Source organism: Nocardia sp. CA-135398, assembly GCF_050955845.1.
Taxonomy (GTDB): domain Bacteria; phylum Actinomycetota; class Actinomycetes; order Mycobacteriales; family Mycobacteriaceae; genus Nocardia.
The window spans coordinates 6,438,096-6,455,526 of the sequence record NZ_CP192084.1; the positions used below are offsets into that span (position 1 = coordinate 6,438,096).

17 protein-coding genes are annotated in these 17,431 nt (G+C 66.7%); 16 read left to right on the forward strand and 1 reads right to left on the reverse strand.

Features of this window, described 5'->3' with window-relative positions; genetic code table 11:
* Positions 1 to 3: 3 nt before the first annotated feature.
* Positions 4 to 1,773: a DEDD exonuclease domain-containing protein gene (locus ACQP1T_RS28485; protein WP_433756114.1), complete on the reverse strand. Its 1,770-nt coding sequence runs from the start codon at positions 1,771 to 1,773 to the stop codon at positions 4 to 6.
* A 606-nt stretch (positions 1,774 to 2,379) separates the two neighbouring features.
* Here ACQP1T_RS28485 and ACQP1T_RS28490 point away from each other — a divergent pair.
* The 16 genes from ACQP1T_RS28490 to ACQP1T_RS28565 all read left to right on the forward strand — a co-directional run bounded on the left by ACQP1T_RS28490 (position 2,380) and on the right by ACQP1T_RS28565 (position 17,393).
* Positions 2,380 to 2,952: a C40 family peptidase gene (locus ACQP1T_RS28490; protein ID WP_433756115.1), complete on the forward strand. Its 573-nt coding sequence runs from the start codon at positions 2,380 to 2,382 to the stop codon at positions 2,950 to 2,952.
* Positions 2,953 to 3,199: 247 nt separating this feature from the next.
* Entirely contained in the window at positions 3,200 to 4,225 is a 1,026-nt protein-coding gene (locus ACQP1T_RS28495; protein ID WP_433756116.1) for an NlpC/P60 family protein, read from the forward strand.
* A gap of 6 nt (positions 4,226 to 4,231) precedes the next feature.
* Entirely contained in the window at positions 4,232 to 5,230 is a 999-nt protein-coding gene (locus ACQP1T_RS28500; protein ID WP_433756117.1) for a hypothetical protein, read from the forward strand.
* Between the two features lie 388 nt (positions 5,231 to 5,618).
* Positions 5,619 to 6,746 carry a glycosyltransferase family 4 protein gene (locus ACQP1T_RS28505; RefSeq protein ID WP_433756118.1) on the forward strand — a complete coding sequence of 376 codons (1,128 nt, stop codon included), beginning with the start codon at positions 5,619 to 5,621 and terminating at the stop codon, positions 6,744 to 6,746.
* Between the two features lie 49 nt (positions 6,747 to 6,795).
* A complete protein-coding gene (locus ACQP1T_RS28510; RefSeq protein WP_433756119.1) occupies positions 6,796 to 7,185 on the forward strand; it encodes a polyketide cyclase / dehydrase and lipid transport in 390 nt (129 codons plus the stop codon).
* 45 nt (positions 7,186 to 7,230) lie between these two features.
* Positions 7,231 to 7,668, forward strand: coding sequence for an SRPBCC family protein (locus ACQP1T_RS28515; RefSeq protein ID WP_433756121.1), 438 nt, complete (start codon positions 7,231 to 7,233; stop codon positions 7,666 to 7,668).
* The gene (locus ACQP1T_RS28520) at positions 7,668 to 8,960 is read left to right on the forward strand and encodes an ArsA family ATPase (RefSeq protein WP_433762404.1); all 1,293 of its coding nucleotides are present in this window, start codon (positions 7,668 to 7,670) and stop codon (positions 8,958 to 8,960) included. Before ACQP1T_RS28515 ends, ACQP1T_RS28520 begins: the two co-directional genes overlap by 1 nt.
* Before the next feature lie 64 nt (positions 8,961 to 9,024).
* Positions 9,025 to 9,489, forward strand: coding sequence for a hypothetical protein (locus ACQP1T_RS28525; RefSeq protein ID WP_433756123.1), 465 nt, complete (start codon positions 9,025 to 9,027; stop codon positions 9,487 to 9,489).
* Positions 9,486 to 10,499, forward strand: coding sequence for an ROK family protein (locus ACQP1T_RS28530; protein ID WP_433756124.1), 1,014 nt, complete (start codon positions 9,486 to 9,488; stop codon positions 10,497 to 10,499). Before ACQP1T_RS28525 ends, ACQP1T_RS28530 begins: the two co-directional genes overlap by 4 nt.
* A 134-nt stretch (positions 10,500 to 10,633) precedes the next feature.
* Complete coding sequence (locus tag ACQP1T_RS28535) at positions 10,634 to 11,359, forward strand: lysophospholipid acyltransferase family protein (protein WP_433756125.1); 726 nt, start codon at positions 10,634 to 10,636, stop codon at positions 11,357 to 11,359.
* An 89-nt stretch (positions 11,360 to 11,448) separates the two neighbouring features.
* Positions 11,449 to 12,141, forward strand: coding sequence for a phosphoribosylanthranilate isomerase (locus ACQP1T_RS28540; protein ID WP_433756126.1), 693 nt, complete (start codon positions 11,449 to 11,451; stop codon positions 12,139 to 12,141).
* A 142-nt stretch (positions 12,142 to 12,283) separates the two neighbouring features.
* Positions 12,284 to 13,159 carry a hypothetical protein gene (locus ACQP1T_RS28545; protein WP_433756127.1) on the forward strand — a complete coding sequence of 292 codons (876 nt, stop codon included), beginning with the start codon at positions 12,284 to 12,286 and terminating at the stop codon, positions 13,157 to 13,159.
* Between the two features lie 163 nt (positions 13,160 to 13,322).
* Positions 13,323 to 14,945 carry a cytochrome bc1 complex cytochrome b subunit gene (gene qcrB / locus ACQP1T_RS28550; protein ID WP_433756128.1) on the forward strand — a complete coding sequence of 541 codons (1,623 nt, stop codon included), beginning with the start codon at positions 13,323 to 13,325 and terminating at the stop codon, positions 14,943 to 14,945.
* Complete coding sequence (locus ACQP1T_RS28555) at positions 14,942 to 15,169, forward strand: hypothetical protein (protein ID WP_433756129.1); 228 nt, start codon at positions 14,942 to 14,944, stop codon at positions 15,167 to 15,169. The genes qcrB and ACQP1T_RS28555 overlap by 4 nt, the downstream gene beginning before the upstream one ends.
* A gap of 125 nt (positions 15,170 to 15,294) precedes the next feature.
* Entirely contained in the window at positions 15,295 to 15,759 is a 465-nt protein-coding gene (locus tag ACQP1T_RS28560; protein WP_433756130.1) for a nitroreductase/quinone reductase family protein, read from the forward strand.
* A gap of 74 nt (positions 15,760 to 15,833) precedes the next feature.
* Complete coding sequence (locus ACQP1T_RS28565) at positions 15,834 to 17,393, forward strand: alkaline phosphatase D family protein (protein ID WP_433756131.1); 1,560 nt, start codon at positions 15,834 to 15,836, stop codon at positions 17,391 to 17,393.
* The last annotated feature ends 38 nt before the right edge of the window (positions 17,394 to 17,431 follow it).

A 17,431-nucleotide genomic window follows, 5' to 3' on the forward strand; every position in this document is an offset into this window, starting at 1 on the left:
CTGTCAGCCTAGGCGGTCACCATCGTGGTACTGCGCGAGTTCGGCCTCCGGTCCGTGCAGCCGGGCCCGCGCGGCCGCATCGGCGAGATCCGCCCACCCGGCCCAGCGTCCGGCGCTTCGGATCGGTTCGCGGTAGCCCTCGCTCGTGCGCACGATCCGCACCCCCGGCCGTCCCAACCATCGCGTCACGAGACCGACCTCCTCCGGCGACGCACCGCGCAATGGCGGGATCGGGTCCGGCAGTACGGTCTCCGCGGCCGCGACGATGCGTTCGATCACCGGCATGGGTGGCACACCCCGCGCCGAGGTTCCGGCCCCCGCCAGCCGCCCATAGCGGATCACCGCGTACTCCCAACCGCCCGCGCCGTCCGGATGCGCCGCGATCAGTTCGGCTATCCGCGCCACCGCGGCGAGCCGTTGGGTGCGGTGCAGTGCCCGCACCACCGCGCCGGTCCGGTCGCGCAGTCTGGCGGCGGCCTCGAAATGCTCTGCTCGCGAATGGGTTTCGATGCGGTCGAGCATGGCCCGCAGCGGCGCGTCGCCGTGCCCCGCGAACAGCGCCCGAACGGCCGCGGCGGCGGGTTCGTATTCCTCTCTATATATAGGAGTGTCACCGACTGCCGCCGGGCAGCCGCCGACCACGGCGGGCGGGCAGTCGTGGCGACCGTCGCGCGGCAGTCGCGTGGTGCAGGTGCGCAGGCCGCTGTGCTCCGCGATGGTGAGCGCGATGTCGTTCGCGGCCATCCGAGAAGGGAAGGGCCCCAAAGCATCCGCGGTCGGTGTGCGCGCGATCGCGAATCGCGGAAACGGTTCGTCGGTCAGCGTTATCCACCAACCGCGCTTCGGGAACTTCGAGCGCCGGTTATAGGGCGGGGTATGCGCGACGATCAGTCGTAGCTCGCGCACCCCGGCCTCCAGGCCGTGCGCGCACACCACGTGGTCGACCCGAATGGCAAGGGAGACCATCTCCTTCATCCGGCCGCGGGTCTCGGATCCGGTGAAGTAATTGCGCACGCGACGGCGCAGGTTCACGGCCGTGCCTATATAGAGGACTTCGTCCGAGGGCCCGCGGAAGAGATAGACGCCCGGACTCGACGGCAGATCGTTGGCGAGCACCCGCTTGGCGCGTTGGCGCGGTGTGACATTCGGCAGATAGTCGAGCAGTTCGGTCAGGCTGTGCACGCCGAGATTCCCGACCCGTCCGATGAGGGCATGCAGCACGTCCACGGTGGCCCTGGCGTCATCGAGGGCCCGATGGTTCGGCTGGGTGCTCGCACCGAGCAGCGGCGCGAGCACACCGAGCCGGACCGAGGGCGCCTCGTCGCGGGCGAGCACGCGCCGCGCCAGCTTCACCGTGCACAACACCGGCCCGCTCGGCCACGGTGTATCCATCCGGGCCGCGGCGGCACGCAGAAAGGCCATGTCGAAGCGGGCGTTGTGCGCGACCAGCACAGCGCCCTTGGCGAATTCGAGAAAACCCGGCAGCACCGCCTCGATCCGTGGCGCCTCGTAGACCATCGCGGTGGTGATCCCGGTGATCTGCACGATCGCGGGTGGTATGGCCCGTCCCGGATTCACCAGGGTCGCGAACTCCCCGAGCACCTCACCGCCGCGCACCTTCACCGCCCCGATCTCGGTGATCGCGTCACCTTCGGGGCTGGTGCCCGTCGTCTCCAGGTCGACGACCACGAAGGTGGTGTCGTAGAGCGGGGTCTCGAGCTCGTCGAAGGCCAACTGCAGTGCGGCGGCCTGGCGCGGCGTCGGATCGGGCACGGCGTGCAGCGTATGGCCTCGGTACGACACGAACCGCGGGGAAAGCCACCTGGGATTTCACCAGAGAAATGTCCGAATTACACGGCGAGGATTTCGCGCTGATTCCCACAAAATGATCTAGAACACCAAAAAGTGGCGCACATCACATTGGTAAGCAAATTACATCAATCGGACGGACACGCCCGGGTGCCCTGCCGCACCACCCTCGGCGTGCTGCCCGCGACGCCAAAGAGAAGACCGTTCGGTCCGACTTGCCCGACCGAGCACGAGCCGAGATACCGTCACGACCTGGGGAGATTCCGGAAAACCCCGCGTCTGAGACACGCCGAGGTCGGACGACGGAAGGCTCGGCAGCGATGCCGCCAGCCCTGGGAAATCGCGCGTAGTTATCGTTTCGTGATTGGTGTGACTGAAGTCGCACATATTCGGCCGCAAATTTGTTGAGCACCGCCATTTCGGATGTCTCCGACTTTACAAACCACCGTGATGTGTTCGTAACCTTTTCGAGACCTCACGGAGTTCGACGCACCACCCGACGGTGCTTCGACACGCAGTCCGCTGCATCACCGGGTGCGGCGTCGTGGGGCAGATTGGAAGTACCGCATCATGGCGACCAACACCGTCAAGCGACATGCCAAGCGTGCCGTCGCGGCCGGAGCCGTCGGAGCTGCCACGCTCGGCGTCTTCCTGTTGCCCGCCGCGCCCGCCTCGGCCCAGCCGGTCACCATCCCCGGCGTCGGCACCTTCGACGTGCCGAACGAGATCCCGATCCCGCAGGGCATCCCCGGCATCGAGGTGCCCAACCCCGGACCGCTGCCGTTCATGGCCCCCAAGAAGTCCGTCGGCGATATCGCACTCGACGCCGCGATGAGCAAGATCGGCTCACCGTACGTCTACGGCGCCGCGGGCCCGAACGCCTTCGACTGCTCAGGTCTGGTCAAGTGGTCCTACCAGCAGGCCGGTCTCGAGCTGCCGCGCACCAGCGGTGAGCAGCTGAACGCGGGCAGCCCGGTATCGCTCGACGACCTGCAGCCGGGCGATCTGGTGTCGTTCTACGGTGGCGGCCACTCCGGCCTGTACGCCGGTGACGGCAACGTCGTCCACGCTTCCACCTCGGGCACCCCGGTGAAACTCGCGCCGATCTCCTCCATGCCGATCTCCGGCGCGCGCCGCTTCTGAGCAGTCTTTCGATCACCGCGCCCGGCCACTACGAAGCGGCCGGGCGTCGGGACGGCATGAGTGATCATTTTGTGGCCCACTGGACACAGAGCTACGCCGTTCCGTAACCTAATCGAGACCTTCCCGGGTTGCGGAGTTCGCCGCAGAGGTTCCGCAGCTTACGGAGGCGACAAGATCGCTTCACGAGAGAAACGGGGCCTGGCGCGCTGTGACAGCACATCACCGGAGACATCGCACGAAACGTCTGGTGGGAGGGGCATTCGCGGCGGCGGTCCTAGTCGCCGCACTCTGCGGTGGCAGTCCAGCCGGAGCCGATCCGGCCGCCATGCCGAGCACGGCCAGTGAGGCCGTGCAGCGGATGATCGATCTGTCTCGCGAATCCGAGCAGCTCAATCAGCAGGCACTCGAAGCACAGGCCGACCTCGATACCAAACTCGGCGTGCTGCACGACGCGGACGCCAAACTCGCCGCGGCGACGCAGACCGCCGATGCGGCACGCGAGGAAGTCCGCAAGTTCCAGCCGATTGTCGATCGCACCGTAATCGCCGCCTATCAGGGCGCGCGCACCAGCCGCCTCTCCGCTGTGCTGCTGAGCGATTCGCCGCAGCGTCTGCTCGACCAGATGTCCACCATCGACGTGATCTCGGCCAAGAACTCCGAGCAGCTCAATCTCTACAAGCAGGCAACCGCCGCCGCGACCGACGCGGAAAAGGCCGCACGCGCCGCCGCCGATACCGCCCGCGCGGCCTCCGATAAGGCCGACCAGGTGCGTGCCGACCTCGAGCGCAAGCGAGCCGGTCTGTCCGGATCCATCGCGCAGGTGGTCGAGGCGTGGGGTCAGTTGTCCACCAAGGACAAATCGGCATTGGCCGGATCGCCCTTCCCACCCGGATTCGATACCGACACCCTGCTGCGCGGACTCGTTCCCGGCAGCGGCACCAGCGCATTGGCCGCCGGACTCACCCGCATCGGCGATCCCTATGTCTGGGGCGCGACCGGACCGCATCAGTTCGATTGCTCCGGCCTGGTGCAGTGGGCCTTCAAACAGGTCGGCAAGGATGTGCCGCGGACAAGTTCGCAGCAGGCCAGCTACGGCACCCCGGTGGACAAGGCGGATCTGCAACCCGGCGACGTCGTGTTCTTCTACTCCGATATCTCCCATGTCGGCATCTACGCCGGTAATGGATTGATGCTGCACGCCTCCACATTCGGGGTTCCGGTAGCCGTTGCGCCGATGGGGTCGACGCCCTATCACTCGGCTCGGCGATACTGAACAGCTATGAGTAGCTTTCGGCGGGCCCGCGCCTGGTTGTTCGTGCGGCGCCGCTTCCAGTTCGTCGCCACCGTCGCGATGGTGGCAGTACTGACCGGCACCTGCGGTGCACTGCTGATGATGCCGAATTCGGTACTGCCGAAACTGCATGCGGCCCAGCCGACTTCGATCGGCAGCCTGCGCGCCGCCGATGACGATCCGCGCCTTGCCGCGGTGCGGCGCACACTCGAACCCTTCGGACAGCTGGTCACCGAGCAGGTGCCGACCGGGAGCGGCCAGCAGTCCCTGGTCGTCGGTCATCCGGGGCAGCGGGCCGAAATCGATACGCTCGCGGGCGAACTCGCCGCCGCGACCACGGCCGTGACCGGAGTGTGGGGGCCGGACTGGGCCGAGTCCGCGATGGTGGTCGTCGCGTCGAATCCGTCGGAGTTCGCCGCGCTGGTGCGCTCGGGTGCGAGCATGCCCGCCGATGTCGCCGCGGCCTCGGTCGCCGATCCGTTCGTACCGGGCACCAAGCCGACCGGCCAGCGCGTCGTCTTCAGCTCCGATGCCGGACGTCGCCTCGACGCCGACGGTCTGCGCACCCTGCTGCGCCATGAGCTCACCCATATCGCCACCCGGGCCCAGACCGTCGACGGCGCACCGCAGTGGATGCTCGAGGGCTTCGCCGAATTCGTGGCCCACCTCGGCACCGGACACCATTTCGCCGATATCGCACCGACGGTCACCACCCGCATTCGCGCCGGAGATGTCCCGCGCGATCTCCCGACCGCCGCCGACTTCGCGGGCAGCGGTGCCGTCGCCGCCTATGAGCAGGCATGGACCGTCTGCGCGTTCGTCGCCGATAAATTCGACCAGCCGCGCCTGGTCGAGCTCTACCGGCGCATCGCCGCGGGCAAACAGGATCCCGCGAGCGAGGACCGCATCATGCGCGATGTCCTCGGCACCAGCCGTGACGAACTGGTCGCCGCCTGGCGCGGTTGGTTGTCGGCCCGAGCCACTTGAGCCGAGCGTCGCCGCATCCCCGACCACAACGGAGCGAGTCTTACGAGCGACCCGTTCGCGGCCCGTCTCACGTCCGAGCCGTCGAAGCGCATGCGCCGCAGGCACGGGACTCCTCCCACCGAGTGCATCAGGTGCCGAACACCCCGCCATCACCGACCACCACGGAGCGAGTCTGACGAGCGACCCGTTCGCGGCCCGTCTCGCGTCCGAGCCGTCGAAGCGCATGCGACGAAGTCGCGAGTCTCGACGGCGCCGCTAGCGACTGCTTGCAGGTCGCTCGAAAGGGTCAGCCGCGAGACACCAGGGGCCGCGAACACGCCGCGGCGGAGCCGCGGCAAATAGACAGAGTGCCGAAGGCGCGGTAAATCCCACCCAGTAGTTTGTTCGCATGGCCCGAACTCTGCTGGTTACCAATGATTTCCCGCCGCGGCCGGGCGGTATCCAGTCGTATCTGCAGGCGTTGGCCGGTGAGCTGCCGCCCGATGATCTGGTCGTTTACGCTCCGCGGTGGCGTGGCGACAGTCATCTGAAATTCGATGCTAAACAGAAGTTCCAGGTGGTGCGCCATCCGACCACGCTGATGCTGCCGACACCACTGGTGCTGCGGCGGGCCACGCGCCTGCTGCGCAGCGAGAACTGCGACACGGTGTGGTTCGGTGCGGCGGCGCCGCTGGCACTGCTGTCGCCGATGCTGCGACGCGCGGGCGCCACCCGGATTCTGGCGAGTACCCACGGCCACGAGGTCGGCTGGTCCATGCTGCCGGGTGCGCGGCAGGCACTGCGCGCGATCGGCGAGCACACCGATGTCGTCACCTATGTCAGCAGATACACCCGCGGCCGGTTCGCCTCGGCGTTCGGGCCGAATGCCGCGCTCGAATATCTGCCGCCGGGAGTGGATACAGAGGTGTTCCGGCCGGATCCGGCCGCGCGCGCGGAATTGCGCGAGCGCTACGGCCTCGGCGATCGCCCGACCATCCTCTGCCTGTCCCGCCTGGTTCCGCGCAAGGGACAGGACGCGTTGATCGTCGCCATGCTGGAGATCCGCGCGCGGATTCCCGGTGCGGTGCTGGTGATCGCGGGCGGCGGACCGTACGAGGACAAGTTGCACGCGCTCGCAATGGCCCTCGGCGTCAGCGATGACGTGGTCTTCACCGGCCGGGTCCCGTCCAGCGAACTCGCGGCCCACCACACCCTTGCCGATGTGTTCGCCATGCCCAGCCGCACCCGAGGGGCCGGGCTCGATGTCGAAGGTCTCGGCATCGTGTACCTGGAGGCCTCCGCGTCCGGAGTGCCGGTGGTCGCCGGACGTTCGGGTGGTGCGCCGGAGACTGTGTTGGAGGGCAAGACCGGCCGCGTCGTCGACGGACGCAAGAGCACCGAGATCGCCGATGCCATCGTCGAGATCCTGTCCGATCGCGATGCCGCCGCCGAGATGGGCGCCGCGGGACGCGCGTGGGTCGAGGAACAGTGGCGCTGGGACAGCCTGGGCGCTCGGCTGCGTCAACTGCTGCAATAAACGCGACGGCGGCTCACAAGTTGGGGCTGTGATCTACTACGCTCGGGCCGTGAGCAGTATTCAGGTCGCTGATCAGACGTTTGTCGCCGCCCCCGGGGCCGCGGTCGCCGAGATCCTGGCCGGGGCGAACAATTGGCGCCGCTGGTGGCCCGATCTGACCCTCGGCGTCCGGGAAGACCGGGCCGACAAGGGTATTCGCTGGTCGGTCACCGGTGCGCTGACCGGAACCATGGAAGTATGGCTGGAGCCCGCCCTGGACGGGGTGATCCTGCATTACTTCCTGCACGCCGAACCGAAGGCGCCGACCCGGGATCCGGCCGCGGCCAATCGGGCGCGCCGGGTGGCGGGCAAGGATATGTCGTTCGAGATCAAGGCCAGGCTCGAGGCGGGCCGCGCGGCCGGTGTCGCCCCGGCACACGCCGCCCCGACCGCCCGCTGACGCACACGAGCACAGCACAGCAGCTGAAAGGAATCGTTGTCCGCCATGGCCGACAGGACCCAGAGGTCGATCATCATCGATGCACCGTCGCGGCGGGTGATGTCCGTCATCGCCGATCTGGAGTCCTACCCGGAGTGGGTCTCGGCGGCGAAAACCGTTGAGGTGCTGGAGAAGAGCGCCGACGGCCGGGCCAGGACCGCGCGCTTCGTGCTGGATGCCGGAGTCGTCAAGGACACCTATGTGCTGTCCTACACTTGGCGGCCCGACGATAAATCGGTCAGCTGGACGCTGATCAGCGGTGATCTGCAGAAGGCGCAGGACGGCACCTACGAACTCGTCGACCAGCCCGACGGCACCACCGAGGTGATCTATGAGCTGACCGTCGACCTGAATATCCCGATGATCGGCATGTTCAAGCGCAAGGCCGAGAAGGTGATCACCGATACCGCGCTCAAGGAACTGAAGAAACGGGTCGAAGGCTGATCGCGCACAAGCCCGAGGGGGCCGGTACTCGGGTCGAACTATTCATCGGCAAAGGCGGGGTCGGCAAGACGACATTGGCCTGCGCTACCGCCATGTCCTATGCCAGGGCGGGGCAGCGGGTGCTGGTGGCCTCGCTGGATCAGGCGCATTCGCTCGGCGACGCGCTCGGCTTCCGATTCCCGCACGATCCCGGAACCGTGCCCGGCGTCGCGAGCGTGCTGCCCGGCCTCGATGTCATCGAGGTCGATTCCCTTGCGCTGCTGGAGGATCGGTTCCGCGAGGTGGTGCGCGTGCTCGCGACCGGAACCGACCACGATCACGGCATCGACCTGGCCGCACTGGATCCGGCCGAGCTGACCGGACTGCCCGGTGTGCAGGAGCTGCTGATGCTGGTGGAGATCACCCAGTTCGCCGCCGAGGACGACTGGGATGTGATCGTCGTCGACTGCCCGCCCTCGGCGGATATGTTGCGCATCATCACCGCGCCGGAAACGCTGCTCGGATATGTGGAGCGGATGTGGCCGCCGCATGCGCGGGCGATGAGTATGGTCGGCGCCGATCTGCGGCGCGCGGTGCTGGCCAGCACGGTCGAGCGGATCGTCAAGTCGGTGACCGAGGTGCGCGATCTGCTGGCCGATCACGGACGCACCGGTGCGCGGCTGATCACTGTCGCCGAACAGGTCGCCATCGCCGAATCGGAGCGGATGCGTTCGGCGGCGGCGCTACTCGGTCTGCGGTTGGACGCGGTGGTGGTGAACAAGGTGCTGCCCGCCGTGCCCCCGCCGACCGCACTGGAGGTGGCCTCGCATCCCGCGGTGCAGTGGTATCTGAATCGACGCGCCGAGCAATTGGATGTGGTGAACCGGCTGCAACGGGGTATGAACGGGACACGGGTGCTGATCGCACAGCACACCGGGCCCGAACCGGTCGGGCTCACGTCCCTGTCCGCGCTGTCGTATGCGATGGATTCGGGTGAGCGGTTGAATGTCGACTCGAAGCTGAGCGACAATCCGGCGAAGGCTCGCACAAGTTCCGGCGAGCCGGTGGTTCGATTGGAATCGGGCACCGGTCTGCATTCGGTGTACGCGTTGCGGATGCACCTGCCCGTCGTCGATCCGGCGACGCTGCGACTGGGACGAGTGGAGGACGATTTGATCGTGGGAGCGGACGGGGTCCGACGCCGGGTGCGCCTGGCGCCGGTATTACGACGGTGCACGGTCGACGGCGCCGAACTCGACAACGGCCATCTGATCGTGCGGTTCCTCCCGGACCCGGAAGCGTGGCCGGTATGAGCGAGCGAATCATGTCACAGCGCGCATCGCGCATGCCGGAGCCGAGTGCTAGCGAGGCGCAGGCATGAGCGATTCGAACGAATGGCCCGGCGCTGCCGAGCCCGGTGAGGGCCTCGGCGAATTCGCCGCGGAGTTGAAGCTGCTGGCCGAGGCGGTGCTCGAACGGGTCGAACCCGTGCTGCGGCGCGCCGCCGACGGACAGCCGGACTGGTCGAACTGCAGTTGGTGCCCGGTCTGCGCGGCCGCGGCGCTGGTGCGCGGTGAACATCACGACGTGCTCGCGGTGGTGGCCGATCACGGGACCGCGATCGTCACGGTGCTGCGCGAGGCCCTCGCCGGAGTGCCGGTCGACCCGGTGATGCCCGAAGACGGTGTGCCGCATGATCATTCGTTCGCTCACGGTCAGCAGGACGACACACCGGACGCGGAATCCGCACCCGCCGAAGCGGATACCCGCGCACCGCAGCCGAAACCTTCCGGGCGCAAGCGATCCCGCTATATCGGCATCCCCGTGACGATCAAGGCATGACGGCACGAGTGGCGGATGCGCGACCGCTGACCGTCGGAATCGACGTCGGCGGCACCAATATTCGCGCATCGGTGGTCGACGGCGACGGCGAGGTGCTCGACACCGTGGTGGCGCCGACACCGCATTCGGCGCGGGCACTGGAGAATGCGCTGGACCGCGCGGTCCGCGAACTGTGCCGCAGACATCCGATCAGCGCGGTCGGCCTGGCGGTGGCCGGATTCATCAACGCGGATCGCTCGACGGTGCGCTTCGCACCGCACCTGCCCTGGCAGGACACCCCGGTCGCGCAGCGGCTCACCGAACGCCTCGAACTACCGGTGATCCTCGAACACGACGCCAATGCCGCCATGTGGGCCGAGTACCGATTCGGCGCGGCGGCGGGCGGGCACAATTCGGTGCTCGTCGCGATCGGCACCGGCATCGGCGCGGCGCTGCTGATCGACGGCGAATTGTATCGGGGCACGCACGGCGTCGCGCCGGAGCTGGGACATCTGCAGGTGGTGCCGCAGGGCCGGTCCTGTCCGTGCGGTAAGCGTGGCTGCTGGGAAAGGTATTGCAGCGGAACGGCTCTGGTCGATACCGCGATCGAAATGCTGGCCACCGACCCGGTGCATTCGACGGTGCTCGCGCGCGAGGTGCTGCGCGATCCCGGTTCGCTGACCGGACGCCGGGTTGCCGGGGCCGCCCAGGACGGCGACCCGTTGGCCGTTGCGGTTATGGCCGAATTCGCCCGCTGGCTCGGGCTCGGGCTGGCCTTCGTCAGCGATATCTTCGATCCCGGACTGATCGTGATCGCCGGTGGCGTAAGCAGTTCGGCCCCGCAGTTCCTGGACGAGGCGCGCGAGGAGTACGCGCGGGCGATCACCGGCGCGGGCCATCGACCGCTCGCCAGGATCCGGACCACGCAGCTCGGCGAGGCGGCGGGGATGATCGGCGCGGCGGAGCTCGCCAGGGCCACGCTTGCCGAGACCGGCCGCGGCCGTTCCTGGGTGGCTCGTTCCACCCACTGAGCGGTCGGTTATCAGTACTCGAGAACATGTGGTGAGATACGCCGCTCGGCTTGGATGTGATCTGTACCCAGCGGTAAAGTCGGCAATTGACGGTTGTACCCGTAAACGATCCCGGCCGCGGGGGTTAGGACGCCATGCTCTACTGGATGCTGAAGTACCTGTTCCCAGGACCGTTCATGCACCTCTACAACCGTCCGACGGTCGAAGGCGTTGAGCATATCCCCGCCGACGGACCGGCCATCCTGGCCGGGAACCATCTGTCCTTCTCGGACTGGTTGTTCGCTCCGCTGATGAGCCCGCGTCGGATCAGCTATCTCGCCAAGGCCGAATACTTCACCGCCCCGGGCTTCAAGGGTCGGCTGCAGAAGTTCTTCTTCAGCGCCACCGGGCAGTACCCGATCGACCGCAGCGGCGCCTCCGCGGCCGAGGACGCGCTCAATGCCGCGCGCAAACTGCTCGACAAGGGTCACCTCGTCGGCCTCTACCCGGAGGGCACCCGCTCCCCCGACGGTCGCCTATACAAGGGCAAGACCGGCCTGGCCCGCCTCGCGCTCGAGACCGGCGTCCCCGTCATCCCGGTCGCCGTCATCGGCACCTTCGAGGTCTGCCCGCCCGGCCCGTTCCGCTGGCGCCGCCACAAGGTGACCGTCAAATTCGGCGCCCCCATCGACTTCTCCCGCTACGAGGGCATGGGCGGCAACCGCTTCGTCGAACGCGCCGTCACCGATGAGGTCATGTACGAACTCATGCGACTCGGCGGCCAGGAATACGTCGACGTCTACGCAGCCAGCCTGAAGAAGGGCGTCCCCAGCGGTTCCGCCCCCGAACCCACCCGCATCCCGGAGACGGCCGCCAGCTAGGCCCTCCGACCTCCACGAGCCCGGTGCCGAACGCACCGGGCTCGTTCTGTTTCGGCGACTCGACCGCCCGGTGCGCATATCGTTCATTCGTGACGGTGCGCGCCAAGATTTGCGGGATCAGGTCCGAAGACGATCTGGGGATCGCGCTGGCCGCCGGTGCCGACGCCATCGGATTCATCTCCGGTATCACCCATCTCAGCGAAGATGCCCTCGACGTCGAGCGCGCCGCGGCGCTGTCGCGGCTCGCTCCGCCCTTCGTCACCCGGGTCCTGGTCACCCATCTGGAGGACGCGGCGGCGATCGTGGATCTGGCCGACCGCGTCGGGGTGGACGCGATCCAGGTCCACGGGCTGGTCACCATCGACACGGTTCGTGAAGTTCGCAAGAGCGCCGGTGGCCGAAAAATCATCGAGGCTGTGCATGTCACCGGACCCGAGGCCATGGATATCGCACGTCAGGCCGCCGCGAATTGCGATGCGGTGCTGCTCGATTCGCGCACGGCGGATCGATTGGGCGGGACCGGACGCACACACGACTGGTCGGTGAGTGCGGCCGTCGTGGCGGCGCTGCGGGAACTGGGCTGCCCGGTGATCCTCGCCGGTGGTCTCGGTCCGGACAATGTCGCCGATGCCATCGCACGGGTGCGTCCGTTCGCGGTGGATGTCAATAGCGGAGTCGAAACAGCCACCGGGGATAAAGATCCCGATGCATGTGCGGCGTTCGTGGCAGCGGCGCAGAACCCGCCACGCGGGCGGACGACGGTCCGAACCCATGGCGTCTGACAGCTGAGCGATCTGGCCCAACACCGGGGTGCGGGTCGCGGCTGGAGGGCACAATCACGGGGGGGTACGTGTTCCGAGTGCGGCAACTGCGGGCGTGCGGTGGTGAAAGCTGGTGCACCGCAAGACGAGCGAGGGAGTCACGGTGTCGGAGGTAGCGCCGGATCTGTTGTTGTCTCTCGCTGTGGCGGCGGCGCATCAGCTGGGGTATTCGTGTCATGTTGCGGCGGCCGATGACGTGATGTTGTCCGGGCCGGCGGGGGATGTGATGGTCGGGCTGACGAATTTGCGGCGGATGGCCGCGGATGAGCCGCCGGATCAGTGGCCCGCACTGGTGGCGGATTATCTGAGTACCGGGCTGGTCGATCTGGAGGTCGACAGTGATCCGCTCGATACCGGTGACTTCGCGATGATGCAGGGTCTCATCAGGACTCGGCTCTACTCCGGGCACGGCGGTGCGCCGGATGTGGTGCGTCGCCAGGTCGCGCCAGGGCTGATCCAGAGGGTGCTGATCGATCAGGTTCACACCATGGCTCCGGTCACCTATGCGATGTTGCGGCAGTGGCCGATCGACGAAGACGACCTGTTCGCCCTCGCCGAGCAGAACACCCGCGGCGACGGTCCGCTGGAAGTGCTCACCCATAGGATCGATACGCCGACCGCCGACGGTGTCGAGATCACCATGCTGTGCGGCATTTCCGATTACATCACCGCGCACGCGTGCTGGCTCGACGAGTATCCGGTGATCGGACCGGCGGGTGCGGTATTCGTGGTGCCGACCCAGCGCCATATCTACGCCCACCCCGTGGCGAATCTCGAAGTGGTCCAGGCCACCACGGTGCTTGCCCAGGTCGCGGTGCTCGATTACACGCAGCGCCCGTGGCCGGTCAGCCAGGATGTCTACTGGTGGCACGGTGGCGCCATCGAGCTGGCCGCCGCCTCCCAGCACACCGGTGAGTCGCTCTGCATCTATCCGTCGGACGACTTCCTCGCCGCATTGAACGAACTCCCCGACCCCTGACGAGATCTCCGTCACACAGCAGCACCGCTCGCATCCAGGCCGTCACGTTTCGGACCGCTCAACCGTCTTATGCGTACCGGCTTCCGATCGCGAAGGAGATTTCAATGCCTGTGCTGTTCATTCGTTACGAGGTGGCACCACTCGGCTCGGACGGGACCCCGCGATGAGCTCGAGCGCGGCCAACCATGCCGACGCCGCGGACGAGCGCTACCGTGCCGCGGCCTTCGTGAAACGGTCGATCAATAAGGTCTTTCCGACGCACTGGGCCTTCCTGCTCGGCGAGATCGCCTTGTACAGCTTCATCATTCTGCTGATCTCCGGCATCTACCTGACGCTGTACTTCGATCCGTCGATGACCGAGGTGGTCTACGACGGCGCGTATCAACCGCTGCGCGGTGTGCACATGTCGGCGGCATATGCCAGCTCACTGGACATTTCGTTCGAGGTGCGCGGCGGTCTGTTCGTCCGGCAGGTACACCATTGGGCCGCACTGATGTTCCTGGCCGCGATCATCGTGCACTGCCTGCGGATCTTCTTCACCGGCGCGTTCCGCAAACCGCGCGAAGCGAACTGGGTGATCGGCTCGACGCTGTTGGTGCTGGCCATGTTCGAGGGCTACTTCGGCTACAGCCTGCCCGATGACCTGCTGTCGGGCACCGGCCTGCGTTCACCGCTCGGCGGTATCGCGATGAGCGTCCCGATCGTCGGAACCTGGATCCACTTCGCCCTGTTCGGCGGCGAATTTCCGGGCGACGTGCTGATTCCGCGCCTGTTCATCACGCATGTGCTGCTGTTCCCCGGCATCATGCTCGCGCTGATCGCCGCGCATATCGCCCTGGTCTGGTATCAGAAGCACACGCAATTCCCGGGGCCCGGCCGCACCGAGCGCAATGTCATCGGTGCGCGCATCGTGCCGGTCTTCGCCGCGGACCAGGGTGCGTTCTTCATGTTCACCCTCGCCACAGTGGCGGTCATGGGCGGTGTCTTCCAGATCAATCCGATCTGGGAGCTCGGGCCATACAACCCGGCGCAGGTGTCGGCGGGTTCACAGCCGGACTTCTACATGATGTGGACCGACGGCCTGGCCCGGCTCATGCCGCCGTGGGAGATATACCTCGGCAACTACACCATTCCGGCGGCGTTCTGGGTTGCTCTGGTGATGGGGCTGGTGATCGTGATCCTGCCCGCCTATCCCTGGATCGAAAAGCGACTCACCAAGGATTACGCGGCGCACAATCTGTTGCAGCGGCCGCGAGATGTGCCGGTGCGCAGCGGAATCGGCGCGATGGCGATCACCTTCTATCTGGTGCTGACGCTCAGCTGCGTCAATGACATCATCGCGTTGAAGTTCGACATCTCGCTCAATGCCACCACCTGGATGGGCCGCATCGGCCTGTTGGTCGCGCCGCCGATCGCGTACCTCATCACCTATAGGTTCTGTATCGGTCTGCAGCGCAGTGACCGGGCGGTGCTGGAGCACGGCATCGAAACCGGCATAATCAAGCGACTGCCGCACGGTGAGTACGTCGAGGTGCACCAGGCGCTCGGACCGGTCGACGAGCACGGCCATCCGATCCCACTGGCCTACCAGGGCGCGGCGATCCCGAAGAAGATGAACAAACTCGGTTCGGCGGGCAAACCGGGAACCGGCAGCTTTCTGCGGCCCGATCCGGTGGCGGAATCCGAGCGATTCTTCGAGATCGAGCACGCCGAGGAGCGCAAACAGCTCGCCGTGCTGCAGAAGTACCAGGACCGAATCTCCGACGGCGAAAGGCACACCCCATGATGTGGCTCACGCGCTCGCATGAGCCGGTTACCGAGGACTTCGGCCTGCTTGTCGCGGCCGCGACGGTGGCCACCGAAACCACCGCCCGCACGGTCCGCGACCTTTTGCGCGATAACGGGATCCGCGCCACCATCGGCTCGGCCAACCCCGCCCGCCATCGCGTGCTCGTCTTCCCGGAGGACGCCGTCCGCGCATTCGAAATCCTCTGCGACAACACCATCTGAAGGCGCCCGGAAGACCCCGAGCCATCTCGGCTCGGGGTCTTCGATCATCTGGCGACCGGCCACGAAATGATCACCGAAGTGGAATGCTGTCAGGGAGACAGTTCCGAGCGGTATGGGAGCGGATCATGAGCTTTCAGAAGATTCCGGCGGGAACCCGGGGTTCCCGACCGCCCTCACCCAATCCGGTATTCCGTTTCCTCACCCGGGCGATGGAGCGATATCACCGATTCCGCCACGACCGATTCATGGGGATGGACCTGGTGTATCTGACCACCGTCGGCGCGAAGAGCGGTGCGGAACGTCGGGTGACCGTGAGCCGGTTCCCGGCCGATGACGGCGGCTGGCTGGTCGTCGCCTCCATGGGCGGCGCGATCCAGCATCCGGGCTGGTATCACAATATCGCCGCGCATCCGGATCAAGTGTGGGCCGAGGTGGGCGGCACGAAGTACCACGTCACGGCCGAACAGTTGGACGGCGAACGACGTGAACAGGCCTGGCAGCAGATCACGGCCGTGCAACCGCGCTATCTCGGCTACCAGAAGAAGACCGACCGGCTCATCCCGATCATCGAACTCCGACCGCGCAGCTGATACCGCCTCGCCTGTTGGCCCAGTCGACGATGGGAGTTCACATGGTGTTGGGCTCCCTGCGCCAAGGTGGGCCGATGACTGGTTCGGACTTCGGCGTCTCCCGGCGCACCCTGCTGCGCACCTCCGCCCTCGGTCTCGTCGCGCTCCCCGCCCTGGCGGCCTGCTCGAACGACGGGCCCGCACTGGTGCGCGCGCGCCCGAATCTCACGCACGGCGTCGCGGTGGGCGATCCGCGCACCGACGGCGCGCTGATCTGGGCGCGCTCCGATCAGCCCGCGAAGCTGATCGTGGAGACCGCCGCCACCGAATCCTTCACCGACGCCAAACGATTCACCGGCCCGCTGCTCACCCCGGATTCCGACGGCACCGGACGCGTGCGCGTCAACGGTCTGCCCGCGGGCCAGCAGGTGCACTATCGGGTCACCCTCGAAGGCGAGGACGGGGCCAGCTCCGAACCGATCACCGGCGTCTTCCGCACCGTGCCCAGCAGCGCGTCCGATATCAAACTGCAGTGGTCCGGCGATGTGGTCGGCCAGGGCTACGGCATCAACCCCGAACTCGGCGGTATGAAGATCTTCTCCGCCATGGCCGCGCGCGACCCGCACCTGTTCATCCACTCCGGCGATTCCATCTACGCCGATGTTCCGCTGCAGGAATCGGTGACGCTGCCCGACGGCCGGATCTGGCGCAATACCGTCTCCGAGGCGAAAAGCGCTGTCGCGCAGACGCTGGACCAGTTCCGCGGCAACTACGCCTACAACCTGACCGACCAGAATTACCGTCGCTTCAATGCCGCGGTCGCTCAGGTGGTCCAGTGGGACGACCACGAAACCGTCAACAACTGGTACCACGGCGGATTGGTCGCCGAGACCAAGGGCTACCGCGAGCGCAGCATGGACACCCTGGCGACGCGCTCCTGGCAGGCCTTCCACGAGTGGATGCCATTGGAGCCCGAAGAGGCCGTCGACGGCCGCCTCTACCGCAAGATCTCCTACGGCCCGCTGCTGGACATCTTCGTGCTCGATATGCGGACCTATAAGGACACCAACGACATCGACAACGGACCCAACGGTCGCATCTTCGGTCCGGAACAGACGAAGTGGCTCATCGAAGGTCTGCGCGACTCCAAGGCCACCTGGAAAATCGTCGCCAACGATCTGCCGCTCGGCCTTGTCGTCAAGGACGGTGAACAGAAAGTGACGGCCTACGAGGGCCCCGCCAATGCCGACAACGGCGCCCCGTCCGGCCGGGAAACCGAAATCGCGCAAGTGCTCTCGGCGATCAAGGCGAACAAGGTCGGCGGCGTGGTCTGGCTGACCGCGGATGTGCATTACACCGCGGCTCACCACTACTCGCCCGCGCGCGCCGCCTTCACCGACTTCGACGAGTTCTGGGAGTTCGTGTCCGGACCGCTGAATGCCGGTGCGTTCGGCCCGAATCCGCTCGACGGCACCTTCGGTCCGGAGGCGGTTTTCGTGCACGCGCCGCCCGTTCAGAACGCCGCACCGCTGGACGGCTTCCAACATTTCGGCGAGGTGCTGATCGACGGCAAGTCAAGGGAACTGACGGTCAATCTCTGCGATGCGACCGGATCCGTCCTGTTCAGCCAGCGGCTCGCGCCGCCGGTCCGATAACAGACAAGATCGAACGAGCATCGGAGGCCGCGCTGTGG

Bases quoted from the DNA above. Each gene is read 5' to 3' on its own strand.
- ACQP1T_RS28525 (WP_433756123.1), top strand. From the start codon at position 9,025: ATGAGCGATTCGAACGAATGGCCCGGCGCTGCCGAGCCCGGTGAGGGC.
- ACQP1T_RS28560 (WP_433756130.1), top strand. From the start codon at position 15,295: ATGAGCTTTCAGAAGATTCCGGCGGGAACCCGGGGTTCCCGACCGCCC.
- ACQP1T_RS28535 (WP_433756125.1), top strand. From the start codon at position 10,634: ATGCTCTACTGGATGCTGAAGTACCTGTTCCCAGGACCGTTCATGCAC.
- ACQP1T_RS28505 (WP_433756118.1), top strand. From the start codon at position 5,619: ATGGCCCGAACTCTGCTGGTTACCAATGATTTCCCGCCGCGGCCGGGC.
- qcrB (WP_433756128.1), top strand. From the start codon at position 13,323: ATGAGCTCGAGCGCGGCCAACCATGCCGACGCCGCGGACGAGCGCTAC.
- ACQP1T_RS28515 (WP_433756121.1), top strand. From the start codon at position 7,231: ATGGCCGACAGGACCCAGAGGTCGATCATCATCGATGCACCGTCGCGG.
- ACQP1T_RS28530 (WP_433756124.1), top strand. From the start codon at position 9,486: ATGACGGCACGAGTGGCGGATGCGCGACCGCTGACCGTCGGAATCGAC.
- ACQP1T_RS28500 (WP_433756117.1), top strand. From the start codon at position 4,232: ATGAGTAGCTTTCGGCGGGCCCGCGCCTGGTTGTTCGTGCGGCGCCGC.
- ACQP1T_RS28555 (WP_433756129.1), top strand. From the start codon at position 14,942: ATGATGTGGCTCACGCGCTCGCATGAGCCGGTTACCGAGGACTTCGGC.
- ACQP1T_RS28490 (WP_433756115.1), top strand. From the start codon at position 2,380: ATGGCGACCAACACCGTCAAGCGACATGCCAAGCGTGCCGTCGCGGCC.
- ACQP1T_RS28565 (WP_433756131.1), top strand. From the start codon at position 15,834: ATGACTGGTTCGGACTTCGGCGTCTCCCGGCGCACCCTGCTGCGCACC.